Here is a 15,483-nt window from a genome sequence, read left to right on the forward strand (position 1 = left end):
TGGTGTCACACTGATGGGGTAACGCGTGCCGGTCTCCTCCATTCGGTACTCTCGCCGCCCCGCGAGTGAAGAGGTGTCCGCAATCATGGTGCAGAGCGAATGGATTCCATCCGGCGTGGACATCTCCGTGCCGAGCGTGGCCCGGACCTACGACTACATGCTGGGCGGCGCGCACAACTTCGCCGTCGACCGCGCGCTGGGCGAGCGGATCGAGTCCATGATGCCCGGCCTGCGCAACGCCGCCCGCGTCAACCGGGCGTTCCTCGGCCGCGTCGTGCGGTTCATGGTGGACCGGGGCGTCCGGCAGTTCCTCGACATCGGTTCCGGCATCCCGACCGTCGGCAACGTGCACGAGGTCGCCCAGACCGCCGCGCCCGGTGCCCGCGTGCTGTACGTCGACCGCGACCCGGTGGCCGTGGCGCACAGCGAGCTGATGCTGCTGGGCAACGACGACGCGGCGGTCGTGCAGGCCGACATGCGCGAACCCGACATGATCCTGAACAGCGACGCGGCCCACCGGCTGCTCGACTTCGACCAGCCGATCGGGTTGCTCATGCTGCTCATGCTGCACTGGGTGCCCGACGACGCCGACCCGCGCGCCCTGGTCGCCCGGTACCGCGACGCGCTCGCGCCCGGCAGCTACCTGGCGGTCACCCACGCGACCGGCGACAACCAGGGCGAGAACCTCGCCGACGCCACCGACGCGATCAAGCAGAGCAACAGCCCGGATCAGGTGAACCTCCGTTCCCACGCCGAGATCACCCGGATGTTCGACGGATTCGACCTGGTCGATCCGGGCCTGGTCGGGTGTGGTGAATGGCGGCCCGGCGGTCCCGGTGACATCGCCACGCAACCGGACATGAACATGCTGGTCTACGCCGGAGTCGGCCGAAAGCGCTGAATTCCGGCGAAAAGTCACGGAGGGTGCGCGCGGTTCACACTTCCGGTCGAGTGTCGGCCGGTGGGGGGTAGGTAAACTGCCGCGAATCCTCGATATCACAACAGGGCAACGGGAATGTCGATCCCCAGTCAGAGGCAAGGGGCCGCCTCGCCACCCGAACGTGGCCGGGAACTCCTCGCGCGGAAGTGGTCGTACCTGCTCAGCGGCGCTGTGGTCGTCGCGCTGAGCAGGGACGAACTCGACCGCGAAATGCGCGACCGCCTGGACGACCTGTGCGCGGCGGTGCACGCGGAAGCCTCTCCCGGTTCGACACCGCCCCGGCCGGCCGAGCGGATCGGCGAACAGCTCGTCGCGCTCGGGTACGTCAGCGAGGACGGCTTGCGCGTCACCCTCGACGTGCTCGGCAAAGGCCTGCTCGGACTGACCGAGTTCCAACCCGTGGCGCGTTACGCGCAGCCGATCGTGGCCGTGCTGGGCGCGTTGTCGTCGGGGTTCCTGGCGGCGAGCAGGCGCGCGGTGTTCGAGCAGCAGGAGTCGATGCAGCTGTCGCTGCTCAAGGCCGTCCGGGACGCGCAGTGGAACCTGCGGGAGAGCGAAGCCCGGTTCGAGGAGGTCGCCACGTCGTCGACCAGTGGCATCCTGGTCGTCGACCCGGCCGGGCGGATCGTGCGGGCCAACGCGGCGATCGGTGACATCCTCGGCTACACGACCGAGGAGCTGACCGGCTTCGCCCTGCTCGACCTCGTGCACCCGGCGTCGGTCCGGGTCCTCGGCGAGGCGATGGGCGCGCTGCTCAAGGGTGAGCAGGAACGGGTCCGGCAGCCGCAGCGGTTGCTGCGCAAGGACGGTGACGTCGCCCGGATCTCGCTGACCGTGTCGCTGCTGCGCGGCGCGGACGACCAGCCGGGCCACTTCGTCGCGGTGGTCGAGGACGGCACCGAGCTGATGCTGCTCCAAGCCGAGCTGAACCGGCAGGCGCTGCACGACGTGTCGACCGGGCTGCCGAACCGCCAGTACTTCACCACCTACCTGGAGAGCGCGCTGCGCCGGGCGGACCCGGTGCGCGGGATCAGCCTGTTCCACCTCGACGTCGACGCGTTCGGCGTGGTGTGCAACAGCCTCGGCCGGCCCACCGGCGAACGGCTGCTGGTGCACGTCTCGCAGCGGTTGAGGGCCGTGCTGGCGCGGGAGAAGGCGATGATCGCCCGGTTCGACGGCGACGAGTTCGCCGTCCTGGTCGAGAACACCGCCACCACGCCGGACGTGGCGACCACGGTGGCCGAGCTCAACCGCGAGCTGGCCGAGCCGGTCTACTTCGACGACGTCGGCCTGGCCGTCTCGGTCAGCGTCGGCGTGGTGCGGCGACCGCCGCCGGACTGGGCACCCGCGGACGTGATGCGGGCCGCCGAGCAGGCGTTGCGGCGGGCGAAGGCGGGCGGGCGCGGCCAGTGGGCGTTGTTCCACGAGGGGCAGGACGCGCAGGAGCGGCGGGTCGACGCGCTGGCCGTCGCCATGCCGGGTGCGTGGGAGCAGGGCGAGGTCGACGTGCGCTACCACCCGGTGGTGTCGCTGGCCGACCGGGCGCTGGTGGGCGTGGCGGCGACGCTGTGCTGGGACCGCGGGGACGACCGGCTGGACCACGCCACGTGCGCGGCGCTGGCCGAGCGGACGGGTCTGATCCTGCCGCTGGGCGAGTGGCAGCTCGCCACCGCGTGCGGCCAGGTGCGGTGGTGGGGCCAGGGCTCCGGGTCCACCGTGCCGCTGCACGTCGGGCTGACCAGGCACCAGTCGCGGGACGGGGACCTGGTCCGGCGGGTGCGCCGGGTATTGGGTGACACGGGGCTGCCCGCGTCGCGGTTGACGATCGGGGTGCCGGTGGCGGCGCTCGCCGAGTCCGACGCGGTGGACAACCTGACCGTGCTGGCCGAGTTGGGCGTCGGCACGTCGTTGGACGACTTCGGGCTCGGGCCGGACGACCTCGCGGTGGCCGCCGAGCTGCCGATCAGGTCGGTGCGGGTGGCGCGGCGGCTCGTCGCGCGGCAAGCCCGCGGTGACGCCGACTTCCTGGTCGACCTGGTGGCGGTCGTCCGCCGGGCGGGCGCGCGGGTGCTGGTGGACGGGCTGGAGACGCGCGAGCAGGTCGAGTGGTGGCGGGCCGCCGGCGCGGTCGCGGGCACCGGTCCGTTCTTCGGCGACCCGATGCCGGCGGGCGGGTTCCACGACCCCGTCGAGTGGTACGACTAGGCCGACCGGGCAGTCCGCCATCCGGGACGGCGTGGAATCAACACTTCACAGCGCGTTTCCTTACCGTTACAGTTCTGGGAGCGCTCCCAGAACTGTTCCGGTCAGTGTGGACCGCGGCACGGGCCTTCCTCCCGCAGGCGGGTCGACGTGGTCCCGCACGCGAAGGAAGTGATGTGGATGACGGAGTTCCCGTCCCGCCTGGATGCGCCCGTGAACGCCTTGCGGACGCTGAGCATCCCCCTGCTGCGGGGCTCGCTCGGCGTGGTCTTCGTGTGGTTCGGCGCGCTCAAGGTGACCGGCACGACGCCGGTCGCCGACCTCGTCGCGCGGACCGTTCCGTGGCTCCACCCGGGCGCCTTCGTGGTCGCGCTCGGCCTGGTGGAAGTGGTGTTGGGCATCGCCCTGGTGGTGGGGTTCCGGTTGCGCTGGGTGGCGCTGCTGGTCGTGCTCCACCTGGCCGGGACGTTCTCGACGCTGGTGGTGCAGCCGTCCGTCGCGTTCCAGACGGGCAACCCGCTGCTGCTGACCATGACCGGTGAGTTCGTGGTCAAGAACCTGGTCCTGATCACGGCGGGCCTCGCGGTCATGTCGGCCGACGCACCCGTGCGGCAGCGGGTGGCTCGGGCCGACGTCGCCCGGCGGTGATCGCGCGGTGCTGCGGGGCCCCGACCGGCCCCGCAGCACCCATCACGCCCGGCGGGCCAGGTAGGCGGCCACGCCGTCGAGGTACAGGTTCAGGCCGAAGGTGAACTCCTCGTCCACGTCGCTCTCGTCGTAGAGCTCGTCGTGGTCGAACACGCCGGCGGCGACGACCCGGCTCAGCGCCGGCATCCGGCGCGGGTCGACCACGGTCTTCAACGCGTGCGAGTACGTGCGGCCGAACGCCTCCGGGTTGTCCTGGAAGCCTTCCGCCAGCTCCACGCTGAAGCGCAGTTGGCCGTGCACGAGGGTGATCAGCCCCATCACGACGCCGACCTTCTCGCCCTCCTCCAGCGGCGTGCCGGCGAGCGCGCTGAGCCCGCTGTCGAACCAGGCGAGGTTGCGCGGCCCGGCCGGTGGGCCGTGCAGCGGGATCCGCGAGTACCAGGGGTGCTTGCGCAGCGACTCCAGCACGCACGTCGTCCACGTGGTGAGCCCGGTCCGCCAGTCGCCGTCCGCGGGCAGCACCGGCGGTTCGTCCAGCGCGGCGTCGGCCATCAGCTTGAGCAGCGACTCCTTGCTCTCCACGTACCGGTAGAGCGCCATCGTGGAGTTGCCCAGCTGCTGGGCGACCCGGGCCATCGACACCGCGCCGAGCCCCTCGGCGTCGGCGACCTCGATCGCCGCCCGCGTGACGTCCTGCACCGTCAGGGACGGTTTTCGGCCGCGCCGCGGCGCCTCGCGCAACCCCCAGAGCAGCGCGATCTCCGCCGGCAGGCCGGTCTCGTCCGTCATCTCCACCCTCTCCTCGGACCGCGGGGTCGAGTCTAGGGCTACCGCGACTAACTGCGTATCAGCTACGCTCTTTCGCGTACTCCATACACATAAGGGGGAGCGGTGAAGATCGTCGAGGTGACCGGCCTGCGCAAGGCGTACGGGTCGAACGTGGTGCTGGACGGGATAGACCTGGAGGTCGCCGAGGGGTCGGTCTTCGCGTTGCTCGGTCCCAACGGCGCGGGCAAGACGACCACCATCCGGATCCTGTCCACGCTGTCGCGCCCGGACGCCGGCCGGCTGCGGGTGGCCGGGTTCGACGTCGCGCGCGAACCGGCCGAGGTCCGCCGGGTGATCAGCCTGACCGGCCAGTACGCGGCCGTGGACGCCGAGCAGACCGGCCGGGAGAACCTGGTCGTGGTCGGCAGGCTCATGCACCTGGGCCGGGCGGGCGCCAAGGCCCGTGCCGCCGAGCTGCTGGAGCGGTTCGACCTCGTCGCCGCCGCCGACCGCCGGGTCAAGACCTACTCGGGCGGCATGCGCCGGCGGCTCGACCTGGCCATGAGCCTGGTCGCCACACCGAGGGTGATCTTCCTGGACGAGCCCACGACCGGGCTCGACCCGGCCAGCCGCACGACCATGTGGGACGCCATCCGCGACCTCGTCCGCACCGGCACCACGATCTTCCTCACCACGCAGTACCTGGAGGAGGCCGACCGCCTCGCCGACCGGATCATGGTGGTGGACAAGGGGAAGGTCGCCGCCCACGGCACCGCGGACGACCTCAAGGCCCGGGTCGGCGGCGACCGGCTCGACCTGCGCTTCACCTCCGCCGCCGCGCTCGACCACGCGGCCGCGCTGCTCGGCGGCTTCACCGACCACGAGCGGCTGGTGCTCAGCGTCCCGTCCGACGGCTCCGCCAGGCACCTGCACACCGTGCTGGACGACCTGCGCGCCGCCGCCGTCGTGCCCGCCCAGGTCTCCTCGCACCGCCCGACCCTCGACGACGTCTTCCTCGCCCTGACCGCCCGTGAAGGAGTGCCGGCATGAGCCACGCCATCGCCGACTCGATGACCATGATCGGCCGCAGCATCCGGCTGAGCCGGCGCAACGCCGACACGCTGATCATGTCGATCGTCCTGCCGCTGTTGATGATGGCGTTGTTCGTGTACGTCTTCGGCGGCGCGATCAACACCGGCACCGGGTACATCAACTACGTCGTGCCCGGCATCATCCTGCTGTGCACCGGGTACGGCGCGGCGTCCACCGCGATGTCCGTGGCCGACGACATGAACAGCGGCATGATCGACCGGCTGCGGTCCATGCCGATCCGCAGCTCCGCCGTGCTGACCGGGCACGTCACGGCCAGCATCGCGCGCAACGCCCTGTCCACCACCGTGGTGGTCGGCGCGGCGGTCGCGATGGGCTTCCGGCCGTCCGCGACGCCGCTGGAGTGGCTCGCCGCGGCCGGGTTGCTGCTGCTCTACGTGCTGGCGCTGTCCTGGCTGGCGGCGGGGTTGGGCGCGGTGGCGAAGTCGGTCGAGTCGGCCAGCGCGATGAGCTTCCTCATGCTGTTCCTGCCGTACCTGAGCAGCGCTTTCGTGCCCACGGACACGATGCCGGCGTTCCTGCGGGGCGTCAGCGAGCACCAGCCGATCACGCCGATCATCGAGACCGTGCGCGGCCTGCTCACCGGCACCCCGATCGGCGACCGGGGCGGGATCGCGCTGGCGTGGTCCGCGGGTCTGCTCCTGGCGTCGTTCACCCTGGCCACCGCGCTCTACCGGCGCCGGGTCGACGACTGAACCCAGGACCGGACGAGGTCGGCCAACGTGGACAGCGGCACGCGGGCCTCGGACAGCACGACCTCGTGGAAGTCGCGGACGTCGAACGCGCCACCCAGGCGTCGTTCGGCGTCGCGCCGCAACCGCTGGACCTCCAACCGGCCGACCATGTACGCCAGGGCTTGACCGGGGTCGGCCAGGTAGCGGTCCACTTCGGACTGGACGAGGTGCTCGGCCATCGGCGTGGTGGCGCGCAGGAACTCCACGGCGCGGTCCCTGGTCCAGCCGAACGCGTGCAACCCGGTGTCCACCACGAGCCGCCCGGCGCGCATCGAGTCGAACGTGAGCATGCCCAGCCGCGACAGCGCGTCGGAGTACAAGCCCATCTCGTCGGCGAGGCGCTCGGCGTACAGCGCCCAGCCCTCGGCGAACGCGCTGACGCCCGCGGTGCGCCGCCACACCGACAGGTCGGTGCGCGCCATCCGCCGTGCGCCGTCGAAGTGGTGCCCCGGCACGGTCTCGTGGAACGCCGGCGCTTCGGCCGTGTGCCTGCCGTCGAGCTGGGCCGGGTTCACCGAGTAGGTGCCCGGCCGCGACCCGTCGACGGTGCCCGCCAGGTACGACGGGGGAGTCGTGGCCGGTGTGCCCTCCGGGTAGGGGCGCACCGCGCACCGCTCGGCCGGCACGGCGCGGAACCACGCCGGCGCGGCGGCCTCGGCGCGGCGCACGGCGGCGCGGGCGGCGGTGAGCATCTCGTCCGCGCCGCGCCACTTCGGGACGTCGCGCAACCCGGCGAACACCTCGTGGACGTCGGACGTGCCGAACACCTCCCGGCCCAGCACCGCGTACTCCTCGGCGAGGCCGTCCAGCACCTCCAACCCCATGTCGTGCAACCGGTCGGGGGTCAGGTCGGTGGTGGTGTGGCGCCGGGCCGCCGCCGCGTACAGCTCCTCGCCGCCGGGCAGGTGGCACACGCCGGCCCGGTCGTCGTCACGCCCGTGCGGCAGCACGTCGGCGGCCAGCGCGTCCCGGTACTCGCGCACGCCGGGCAGGTGGGCGTTGGCGTCGAGCTGGGCGATGGCCTGCCGCACCAACCTGGCCACCGGCCGCCGCCCCGCGCGGATGCCGTCCCGGTGCCGTCGCGCGAGGGTGTCGAAGAACGCGGGCATCGCGGCCAACCGGCGCTCGTGGTCGGCGCGCCGCTGCCCGGTGTCCAACCGCGCGTCGGCCAGCGCGTGCAGCAGGATCGGCACCGGCGTCAGGATGAGGTCGCTGACGGTGAACTCCACCCACCGCTGCGCCACCTGGTCCCGCAACGCGGACGCCTGCTGCCCGATCATGGTCCGGGTCACCCGGTCGGTCACCGCCAACGGCCCCGGATCGACGGCTTCGGCCCGCGCGGCGATGTCCCGCAGCTCCTCGGCGAACCGCTCGTCGCCCTCCTCCGAGTAGTCCGTGAGCCGGTCGTCGTAGCCGGGCACCCCGAGCAGCGTGGCCACCACGGGGAACCGCGCCGTCACGGCCCGGTGCAACTCGTCGGCGATCCGATCGACCTCCGCCACCCCACCGATGGTGCCGGCCGGCCGGCGGCACCGCCGCCGGAGCCGGCCGCGCCAGTCCTCCATCCGGTGGACGACGACGATCCCTCCGTGCGGCGGCAGGTGGCGGCGTTGGTCGTCGGTGGCCACGTACTCCTCCGGCACGGCGCCGACGGGCTCCGCCGGTCCTCCTGGAACGCCCTCCCACGGCGCGGTGCCGCCGGCCGTCCCGACCAGCGGGCCGTCCGGCCACCACGAGACACCGTCGAGCGGTGGGGCTTCTCCGAGGCACCGCTGGGACCGGTGCGCACCTCACCCGGTTCCAGGGAGCCGGCCGCCGCCAGTTGGCGCACGCGGTACGGCACGGTGCCGGGGTAGCGGCCCAGGCGTTGCGCCAACCGCTCGTCGGTCAGCTCCTGCCGGGCGCACAGCCGCAGGACCCGCAACCGCAACGGGTGGGCCCTGGCCGGGTAGCCGTCACCGCCGCCCCGACGCCGCGTCGATCACCTCGTCCAGCACGTCCCGCGACCGCACCAGGTCGGTGATCAGCCGGTCGATGCGCGCCCGTTCGGCGGTCAGGTCGTCCACCAGCCGGGGCGTGGCGATCTCGGACGGCCCGCCGTCCACGTCCCGCATGCACGGCAGCATCGCCGCGATCTTCTTGCTGTTGAGCCCGGCGGCGAAGAGCTCCTGGATGCGGATGACCCGGTCCACCGCGCGCTCCGGGTACTCGCGGTGGCCGCCGGTGGTGCGGTCGGACGCCAACAGCCCCTGCTGCTCGTAGTACCGCAACGACCGCACGCTGACCCCGGTGCGCTCGGCCAGCTCACCGATCCGCATGACCCACCCCGCCGCGACTCGAACCTGACACTGATGTCAACCTCTACCGCAGTCGCATGACGGCCACAAGCCCGTTCGCCCCGCCCGTCTCGGCCGGCTGCGCCCGTCGAACCGCACGCCCGTCACCGGAGGATCGAGGCTCCGGCGTGCCGAGGGGTGTAGAAGTGGACCGGTGATCCGGATTCGAGGTCGTGCCCTGCCGCACGGCGAGCACGTGGACCTCTGCGCCGACGGCGACCGGTGGACCACCGGACCCGTGCCGAACGCCGACCTGGTCGCCGAGGGCTGGCTGCTGCCCGGGTTGGTGGACGCGCACACGCACCCCGGCGCGGAGGCACCCGGCGACCGGCTCGACCACGGGGTGCTGCGCGACCACCTCCGGCAGCACGTGGACGCCGGCGTGACGGTGATCCGCGCGCCCGGCCTGGCCGACGAGCCGCCGCCGTGGTTCGGGGTGGACCCGGAGACGCCCCGCGCGTGGCACGCCGGTCCCTGGTTGGCGCAGCACGGCCAGTTCTTCGACGGCTGGGGACGGCGCGCCGACCACGCCGAGCTGCCCTCGATCGCCGCGGCGCAGGCGGCGCGCACCGGCTGGGCGAAGGTCATCGGCGACTGGCGGTCGAACGGCGAACCCGTTCCGCTGGACGTGATGACCGCCGTGGTGGAGGCGGTGCACGCGGTGGGCGGCCGGGTCGCCGTGCACACGCAGCAGGCGGCGGGCGGCGAGGTCGCCGTGCTGGCCGGGGCCGACTCGGTGGAGCACGGGATGTCGATGGACCCCGGGTTGCTGGCGCGGATGGCCGAGCAGGGCACCGCCCTGACGCCGACCCTGTCCGTCATGCGGCAGTCGTTGCCCGAGGTGCGCAGCCGCCCCGACAGCCCCGCCAAGCGGTGGTACGTGCGCGGCGCGCGAGCCCACCCCCACCTCGTCGCCGCGGCGGCCGAGGCGGGCGTCCGGGTGCTGGCGGGCACGGACTCGGTGCCGCACGGCCGGATCCTCGACGAGGTGCGCGCGCTGGCCGGCGCCGGGATGCGCCCGCACGACGCCCTCGCCGCCGCCTCCTGGGACGCCCGCGCGTACCTGGGGCTGCCGGGCCTGGAACCGGGCGCGCCCGCCGACGCGGTGGTCTACGCCGAGGACCCGAGGACCGACCTGGACCAGCTCGCGCACCCGATCGCCGTGATCCTGCGCGGGCGGCCGGTGCGGGTGCGCCGCACCGGGTGACCCGCCGCGGGACCCGCGCCGCCGCCACCCTCCCCGGCCGTCACGCCAGCAGTTCGCGGGCCAGGGTGTCGGACCACCACCGCTCCACCCGGTCCGCGGGCCAGGAGCGTTCGACGGTCAGGGTGGTGTAGACGTCGACGTTGCACAGGGCCGCGTAGACGTCGACGGCCGTCCGCACGTCCAGTCCAGGGCGCAGTGTGCCGTCCGGCCAGGAGGAGAACACCTGGACGCGGGTGTCGTCGCCGCGGCGCCGGCCCTCGACGTAGGCGGCGGCCAGTGCCGGGTCGGTGCGGCCCGCTTCGCGCACCAGCGCGATCACGTCCCCCGACCGCTCGAACAACCGACGGTCGTAAGCGGCCATCGCGGCCAGTTGGCGGGGTGGGCCGGCGGCGTCGTCCTCCAGTTCGGCCAGCATCCCCGCCACGTCGGCGGAGAGAGCGGTGGCGTCGGCGATGGCACGCACCAGGCCCGCCTTGTCCCCGTACGCCGCGTACACCGTCGGGACCGAGACCTGCGCCTCCTCGGCCACCGCGCGCACGGTGGTGGCCGCCCAACCGCGGGCGACGAAGAGCCGGCGCGCCGCGCGTGCGATCTCCGCCCGCGTCTCCCGCGCCTGGGCCACCCGCCGCAACGAGTCGTAGCGACGCTTGTCCATCCGGCTACCCCTTGATGCTGACTATATTCATTTTATGCCCACTAAAGCCAATACGCCGGCCGGCCCGTTCGTCCGGGTCGCGGGCTTCGCCGGCCTCGGCTTCGCCACCCTGATCGTGCTGGCCAACGTCATCGTGGTGCCCACCGGCCTGCCCCCGACCGGCGCCGACACCGCCGACGCCGTCGCCTACTTCTCGGCCAACCGCGCCGTCGTCGGCCTCACGTCCGCCCTCACCCCGGCCGCCTGGGTCCTGTCCACCGTCTTCGCGGCCGGTGCCGTCGCGGCGCTGTGGCGGTCCGACCGCGACCGCGGCGCGGCCTGGTCCCTCGTCGGCTTCGCGGGCGTGCTGCTGCAGAACGGCGCCTTCGCCGGCGTGACAGCCCTCCGCCTGGCCCTCGTCGACGACCCCACCGGCGTGCTGTGGCCCCTCCACGACGCCCTGTTCACCCTGAACGGCGTCTTCCTCGCCCTGGCCCTGCTCGGCCTGTCCCTCGCCGGGCGGCACGCCGGCCTGATCGCCCGGTGGCACGCCGGGCTCGGCCTGCTCTCGGCCGCCCTGCTGTTCTCCTCGGCCACCCTGACCCCGTGGATCGTGCGGCACGCCGGCCCGCTCGGACTGCTCGGCCTCACCGGCTGGCTGCTGTGGGTCGCCTGGATCGTCGCCTACTCCACCGCCCTGATCCGGCGGGCGACGGGGGAGTAGTCCCGCCGGGGTGGCGGGGCGGCTGGATCGACCCGTATCCAGCCGCACCACGCCCGGTCGGACCGCGAGCCGCCGAACCCCGGCCCTGGTCCTGCGCCATCTCCGGCGCGCGTTCCGCGCTGCCGGGGGCACTGCGTGCAGTGGTGGATTTCCCCCCTGGGTCCACATCGGACCCGGGACGCGGTGCGCCCGCGTGCGTGAAGTCTTGCGGATACCCGCGCGCTCGCCGACTCGGCGCTGGGGCGCGGTATCAGCGGAAATCCCCCCGAGAACGGCGCGGAAGCACCGCCCGGACCACAGCCGACCCCCGTCGTTCCCCGTGCGGCGCTCAGCCGGTTGCCGCCAGCGCACGCGCGCTGAGCGTTCGCCGTTCGATCTTGCCGACCGGCGTGCGCGGGATCTTGTCGATGAACTCGATCTGGCGGATCTTCTTGTACGGCGCGACGCGCTCGGCCACCCAGTCCATGATCTCCTGGGCCGTGACGACCTCGGCGGTCACGATGAACCCCTTGGGGATCTCGCTCGACTCCTCGTCGGGGACGCCGATGACGGCCGCGTCCGCGATCTTGGGGTGCCGCATCAGGATCGCCTCCAGCTCGACCGGCGACACCTGCTGGCCCTTGTACTTGATGAGCTCCTTGATGCGGTCGACGATGAACAGCTCGCCGTCGTCGTCGACGTAGCCGAGGTCCCCGGTGTGCAGGAACCCGTCCGGCTCCAGCACCCGCCGGGTGGCCTCGGGCGCGTTCAGGTAGCCCTTCATCACGTGCGGCCCGCGGATCAGGACCTCGCCGTGCTCGCCGCGACCCAACTCGGCCCCGCTGTCGGTGTCCACGATCTTGCACTCGACGCCGGGCGCGGTGCGGCCGACGGACCCCGTGGTGGTGTCCGGCGACTGCATGAACGAGACCATCGCCTCCGTCAGGCCGTAGCCCTGGCCGATGTCGCAGCCGATCCGCTCCCGCACCAGCCGGGCGATCCGCGGGTCGAGCGACGCGCCACCGGAGACGATCGACCGCAACGAAGACAGGTCGTACCGGTCGACCAGCGGGCTCTTCGCCAGTAGCACGGCGATCGTCGGCACGATGTAAAGGCGCGTGATGCGGTGCTCCTCGATCGCACTGAGGAACGCCTCCGGGTCGAACCGCTCCATGGTGACGAGCGTGGTGCCCTGGTGCAGGCTCGCGTTCATCATCATGGACAGCCCGAACGCGTGGTGGAACGGCGGCATCGCCAGCGCCCGCTCGCCCGGACCGGTCGGCGCGACCAGGCTGGTGAGCAGCGCCTTCGCGATCATGTTGCGGTGCGTCAGCAGCACGCCCTTCGGCAGACCGGTGCTGCCGCTGGAGTGCAGCACGGTCACCACGTCCTCGGACGGGTCGAGCGCGGTCTCCACGATCTCGTCGTGGGCCACCAGCGCGGCGAACGGTGTCGCGCCGTCCGCCTCGCCCAGGACGACGACCTGCTCGACGTCCGTGCGGTCGAGGAAGGCGCGCACCTTCGGCATCTCGTGCGGCACGGTCACCAGGAACCGGGCACCCGCCTCCTCCAGGCGGTCGACCAGGTCGTCGGACGTGTCGAGCGGGTTGAGGGCGACCACGGTGCCACCGGCCAGCGCGGCGGCGTGGTAGGCGATCGGGTACTCCGGCACGTTCGGGGCCAGGACGGCGAGCACGTCGCCCGTCCGCAACCCCAGCTCCCGCAGGCCGCGGGCACCGCGCCGGATCTGCGACGCCAGTTCCGCGAACGTGTAGGACGTGCCGCGCGAGACGTCGGTCGTCGCGATCCGGGAACCGTGTTCGTGCGCGTGCCGCAGGACGAACGACGTGATCGACGTCCGCGGTATTTCGACGTCCGGGCCCGCGATGGTCATGCTCTCACCTCGGCCGGCCGGTGGTAGGTGGACAGACCCGGCTGGTAGGCGCGCTTCTCGAACTGCTTGAGCGCCACGGTGATCCACTCGTTGCCGCTCAGGCGGGACAGCTCCCACAGCTTCGCCTGGTCGTAGTCGATCGCGGCGGGCAGGTCGAGCTGGGTGGTGCGCTCGTAGACCTGCTTGGCCAGCGTCAGCGTCACCGGGTTCTTCTTGACGATCTTGCGGACCACCTTGTCCGTCACCGCGTCGAGCTGGTCGGCGGGCACGGCGAAGTTCACCAGGCCGTGCTCGGCGGCCTGCGCGCCGGTCATCGTGTCGCCGGTGAGGATGTAGTACAGCGCCTTCTTGCGCGGCAGGTTGTGGGTGGCCGCCCAGGTGGCGCCGCCCGCCGGGAAGATGCCGAAGTTGATCTCCGACAGGCCGAACAGCGCGGCCTCGTCGGTGACCGCGAGGTCGCACAGGCCGGCCACCAGGAAGCCGCCGCCGAAGGCGAAGCCGTTGACCTTGGCGATGGTCACGGCGGGGAAGGCCTTCAGGCGCTGGAACCAGCGCAGCGCCACCAGGTTCGTCTTGTAGAACAGCTGCGGGTCGTCGAACGGCTGCAGGAAGCACTCCTCCAGGTCCATGCCGGCGCTGAAGCTGTCGCCGCTGCCGGTGATGACGACCGCCTTCACGGTGCCGGCGTCCTCGATGGCGTCCAAGGCCGCGTTCATGTCCCGGTGCATCTGCGGGTTCATCGCGTTCTTCTTGTCCGGCCGATTCAGGTGGATCGTGGCCGTGGGCCCCTCGATCTCCAGGGTCACGGTATCCAGCGTGATCATGTGGTGGCCTTTCTTATTGCGCTCGATTGCGACAGCGTTCTTCAATACCGAGCATCACCCCGGGTCCACCCGATTACTTCTCTCACCTTGCCTTGCTGCATGTCGGGGACTCGCGGAGTGATTTGCGCGCTGTGCAATTTCCTATTTCCCAGTCCAGTGGCGCGCGAATATCGCCGAGCGTCGTCACGAATAGGAGTGTGGTGGTCACGCTCGGTCGAACCGGCAGAGCGTGAATTGGCGGAAATGCGACGGAGCTCCCTGCGGCGCGGCGGCGCGGCAGGGAGCTCCACCGGCATCACAGGAACTGGGTGTTGGGCTCCAGGCCGCAGACGACCCGGCCGTACAGCTCCAGGTTCGTGTCCGCGTGGTGGTAGGCGTGCATGGCGATGGTCTGGCTGTCGCGCGCGATGCGCTGGATCGGCACGGTGCTCAGCACCGACGACGCGCCGCTGGCGTTGGCCAGGACGTCGATCGCCTCGCGGGCCCGCTGCACGGTGAGCCCGAGGTCGAGGCGGGCGCTGACGCGCTCGAGCACCGACCACGGCTCGCCGACCTTGCGGTCCACCAAGGACGCCACGCGGTGGGCGTGGAAGCCCGCCTCGTCGATGCGCGCCGTGGCGTCGGCGACCTGCAGGTGCGTGAGCGGGGCGTGGGACTGGTGCTCGTAGTCGGTGTAGGTGATCTTGCGGGTGGGCAGGCGCTCCATGAAGGCCGCGTACGCGGCGCGCGCCAGGCCGTGGTGCGTCCCCGTCGTCACGGCGCTCGCCCACGGCAGGAACGGGATCTGCCACAGCGGCGACTTCGCGTTCAGCTCCGAGCTGTGCCGTCCCTCCAGCAGCACCGGCATCATCGGCAGCACGCGCGCGTCCGGCACGAAGACGTCCTTGGCGACGGTGGTGACGCTGCCGCTGCCGCGCATGCCCGACGCGTGCCAGTCGTCGACGACCTCCAGGTCCGACATGGGCACCAGGACCACGATCGGCTCCGGCTGCCGCCCCTCGACCACGCGGACGGCGGCGTGGGCGTTCCAGGTGCTCTGCGGCGCGGCGGAGTTGAAGCCCCACCTGCCGTTGAGCACGATCCCGCCCGCCGTCGGCACGCCGACCGCGCTGGGCGCGAAGGTGCCGCTGATCCGGACGTCGCCCGAGCCGAAGACCTCGTCCTGGACGTGGTCCGGGAACAGGCCGGTCAGCCAGGTGCTGATGGTCCACACCGTGCCGACCCAGCTGGCCGCGCCGTCGCCCAGCGCCAGCTCCGACAGCACGTCGACCACCGTGGTGGTGTCGGCCTCGTACCCGCCGTACCGGGCCGGGAGGGTCAGCCGCAGCAGCCCGGACCCGGTCAGGGCGTCGATCGTGTCCTGGTGCAGGGTGCGGTTCTCCTCCTGCCACAAGGCGTTCTTGCTCAGCATGGGCACGAGTTCGGTGGCCCGGCCGATCAGCTCTTCCCGCGAAGGTGCGGTGGTGGTGTGCATGCACTGCTC

General features: G+C 72.2%; 14 protein-coding genes. 7 read left to right on the forward strand and 7 right to left on the reverse strand.

Annotation, left to right across the window (positions count from 1 at the left end):
- The first annotated feature begins 85 nt into the window (after nt 1–85).
- The 3 genes from FHX81_RS26840 (at nt 86) to FHX81_RS26850 (ending at nt 3,790) form a co-directional block, all read left to right on the forward strand.
- Nucleotides 86–901, forward strand: coding sequence for an SAM-dependent methyltransferase (locus tag FHX81_RS26840; RefSeq protein WP_141980821.1), 816 nt, complete (start codon nt 86–88; stop codon nt 899–901).
- A 114-nt stretch (nt 902–1,015) separates the two neighbouring features.
- Nucleotides 1,016–3,145 carry a putative bifunctional diguanylate cyclase/phosphodiesterase gene (locus FHX81_RS26845; RefSeq protein ID WP_141980822.1) on the forward strand — a complete coding sequence of 710 codons (2,130 nt, stop codon included), beginning with the start codon at nt 1,016–1,018 and terminating at the stop codon, nt 3,143–3,145.
- A 177-nt stretch (nt 3,146–3,322) separates the two neighbouring features.
- A complete protein-coding gene (locus FHX81_RS26850; RefSeq protein WP_170232185.1) occupies nt 3,323–3,790 on the forward strand; it encodes a DUF417 family protein in 468 nt (155 codons plus the stop codon).
- Between the two features lie 42 nt (nt 3,791–3,832).
- Here the strand turns inward: FHX81_RS26850 and FHX81_RS26855 are convergent, their stop codons facing one another.
- Nucleotides 3,833–4,579, reverse strand: a complete 747-nt coding sequence (locus FHX81_RS26855; RefSeq protein ID WP_141980824.1) for a TetR/AcrR family transcriptional regulator — start codon at nt 4,577–4,579, stop codon at nt 3,833–3,835.
- A gap of 108 nt (nt 4,580–4,687) precedes the next feature.
- Between FHX81_RS26855 and FHX81_RS26860 the strand changes: the two genes are divergently transcribed.
- The gene (locus tag FHX81_RS26860; RefSeq protein ID WP_211363852.1) at nt 4,688–5,608 is read left to right on the forward strand and encodes an ATP-binding cassette domain-containing protein; all 921 of its coding nucleotides are present in this window, start codon (nt 4,688–4,690) and stop codon (nt 5,606–5,608) included.
- Nucleotides 5,605–6,363: an ABC transporter permease gene (locus tag FHX81_RS26865; protein ID WP_141980826.1), complete on the forward strand. Its 759-nt coding sequence runs from the start codon at nt 5,605–5,607 to the stop codon at nt 6,361–6,363. Before FHX81_RS26860 ends, FHX81_RS26865 begins: the two co-directional genes overlap by 4 nt.
- On the opposite strand, the gene FHX81_RS26870 is transcribed toward FHX81_RS26865, so the two are convergent.
- Both FHX81_RS26870 and FHX81_RS26875 read right to left on the reverse strand, forming a co-directional pair.
- Nucleotides 6,339–8,030 (reverse strand): DUF885 domain-containing protein, encoded by a 1,692-nt coding sequence (locus FHX81_RS26870; RefSeq protein ID WP_211363572.1) that lies wholly within the window; start codon nt 8,028–8,030, stop codon nt 6,339–6,341. The genes FHX81_RS26865 and FHX81_RS26870 overlap by 25 nt on opposite strands.
- Nucleotides 8,031–8,357: 327 nt before the next feature.
- Nucleotides 8,358–8,720: a MerR family transcriptional regulator gene (locus FHX81_RS26875; protein WP_141980827.1), complete on the reverse strand. Its 363-nt coding sequence runs from the start codon at nt 8,718–8,720 to the stop codon at nt 8,358–8,360.
- A 172-nt stretch (nt 8,721–8,892) separates the two neighbouring features.
- Between FHX81_RS26875 and FHX81_RS26880 the strand changes: the two genes are divergently transcribed.
- Nucleotides 8,893–9,945, forward strand: coding sequence for an amidohydrolase family protein (locus tag FHX81_RS26880; RefSeq protein WP_211363573.1), 1,053 nt, complete (start codon nt 8,893–8,895; stop codon nt 9,943–9,945).
- A gap of 40 nt (nt 9,946–9,985) precedes the next feature.
- Here FHX81_RS26880 and FHX81_RS26885 read toward each other — a convergent pair whose 3' ends face one another.
- Nucleotides 9,986–10,600, reverse strand: a complete 615-nt coding sequence (locus FHX81_RS26885) for a TetR/AcrR family transcriptional regulator (protein ID WP_141980828.1) — start codon at nt 10,598–10,600, stop codon at nt 9,986–9,988.
- Nucleotides 10,601–10,634: 34 nt separating this feature from the next.
- Here FHX81_RS26885 and FHX81_RS26890 point away from each other — a divergent pair, with 34 nt between their 5' ends.
- Nucleotides 10,635–11,303, forward strand: coding sequence for a hypothetical protein (locus FHX81_RS26890; protein ID WP_141980829.1), 669 nt, complete (start codon nt 10,635–10,637; stop codon nt 11,301–11,303).
- Nucleotides 11,304–11,631: 328 nt separating this feature from the next.
- Here the strand turns inward: FHX81_RS26890 and FHX81_RS26895 are convergent, their stop codons facing one another.
- The 3 genes from FHX81_RS26895 to FHX81_RS26905 form a co-directional block, all read right to left on the reverse strand.
- Complete coding sequence (locus FHX81_RS26895) at nt 11,632–13,176, reverse strand: AMP-binding protein (protein ID WP_141980830.1); 1,545 nt, start codon at nt 13,174–13,176, stop codon at nt 11,632–11,634.
- Nucleotides 13,173–14,000: a p-hydroxycinnamoyl CoA hydratase/lyase gene (locus tag FHX81_RS26900; protein WP_141980831.1), complete on the reverse strand. Its 828-nt coding sequence runs from the start codon at nt 13,998–14,000 to the stop codon at nt 13,173–13,175. Before FHX81_RS26900 ends, FHX81_RS26895 begins: the two co-directional genes overlap by 4 nt.
- A gap of 295 nt (nt 14,001–14,295) precedes the next feature.
- Nucleotides 14,296–15,474, reverse strand: coding sequence for an acyl-CoA dehydrogenase family protein (locus FHX81_RS26905; RefSeq protein ID WP_141980832.1), 1,179 nt, complete (start codon nt 15,472–15,474; stop codon nt 14,296–14,298).
- Nucleotides 15,475–15,483 lie beyond the last annotated feature (9 nt).

The organism is Saccharothrix saharensis, from assembly GCF_006716745.1.
Taxonomy (GTDB): domain Bacteria; phylum Actinomycetota; class Actinomycetes; order Mycobacteriales; family Pseudonocardiaceae; genus Actinosynnema; species Actinosynnema saharense.

Excerpts from the sequence above, each read along its gene's own strand:
- FHX81_RS26840 (WP_141980821.1), top strand. The coding sequence starts at position 86 with ATGGTGCAGAGCGAATGGATTCCATCCGGCGTGGACATCTCCGTGCCG.
- FHX81_RS26845 (WP_141980822.1), top strand. The coding sequence starts at position 1,016 with ATGTCGATCCCCAGTCAGAGGCAAGGGGCCGCCTCGCCACCCGAACGT.
- FHX81_RS26850 (WP_170232185.1), top strand. The coding sequence starts at position 3,323 with ATGACGGAGTTCCCGTCCCGCCTGGATGCGCCCGTGAACGCCTTGCGG.
- FHX81_RS26855 (WP_141980824.1), bottom strand. The coding sequence starts at position 4,579 with ATGACGGACGAGACCGGCCTGCCGGCGGAGATCGCGCTGCTCTGGGGG.
- FHX81_RS26865 (WP_141980826.1), top strand. The coding sequence starts at position 5,605 with ATGAGCCACGCCATCGCCGACTCGATGACCATGATCGGCCGCAGCATC.
- FHX81_RS26875 (WP_141980827.1), bottom strand. The coding sequence starts at position 8,720 with ATGCGGATCGGTGAGCTGGCCGAGCGCACCGGGGTCAGCGTGCGGTCG.
- FHX81_RS26885 (WP_141980828.1), bottom strand. The coding sequence starts at position 10,600 with ATGGACAAGCGTCGCTACGACTCGTTGCGGCGGGTGGCCCAGGCGCGG.
- FHX81_RS26890 (WP_141980829.1), top strand. The coding sequence starts at position 10,635 with ATGCCCACTAAAGCCAATACGCCGGCCGGCCCGTTCGTCCGGGTCGCG.
- FHX81_RS26895 (WP_141980830.1), bottom strand. The coding sequence starts at position 13,176 with ATGACCATCGCGGGCCCGGACGTCGAAATACCGCGGACGTCGATCACG.
- FHX81_RS26900 (WP_141980831.1), bottom strand. The coding sequence starts at position 14,000 with ATGATCACGCTGGATACCGTGACCCTGGAGATCGAGGGGCCCACGGCC.
- FHX81_RS26905 (WP_141980832.1), bottom strand. The coding sequence starts at position 15,474 with ATGCACACCACCACCGCACCTTCGCGGGAAGAGCTGATCGGCCGGGCC.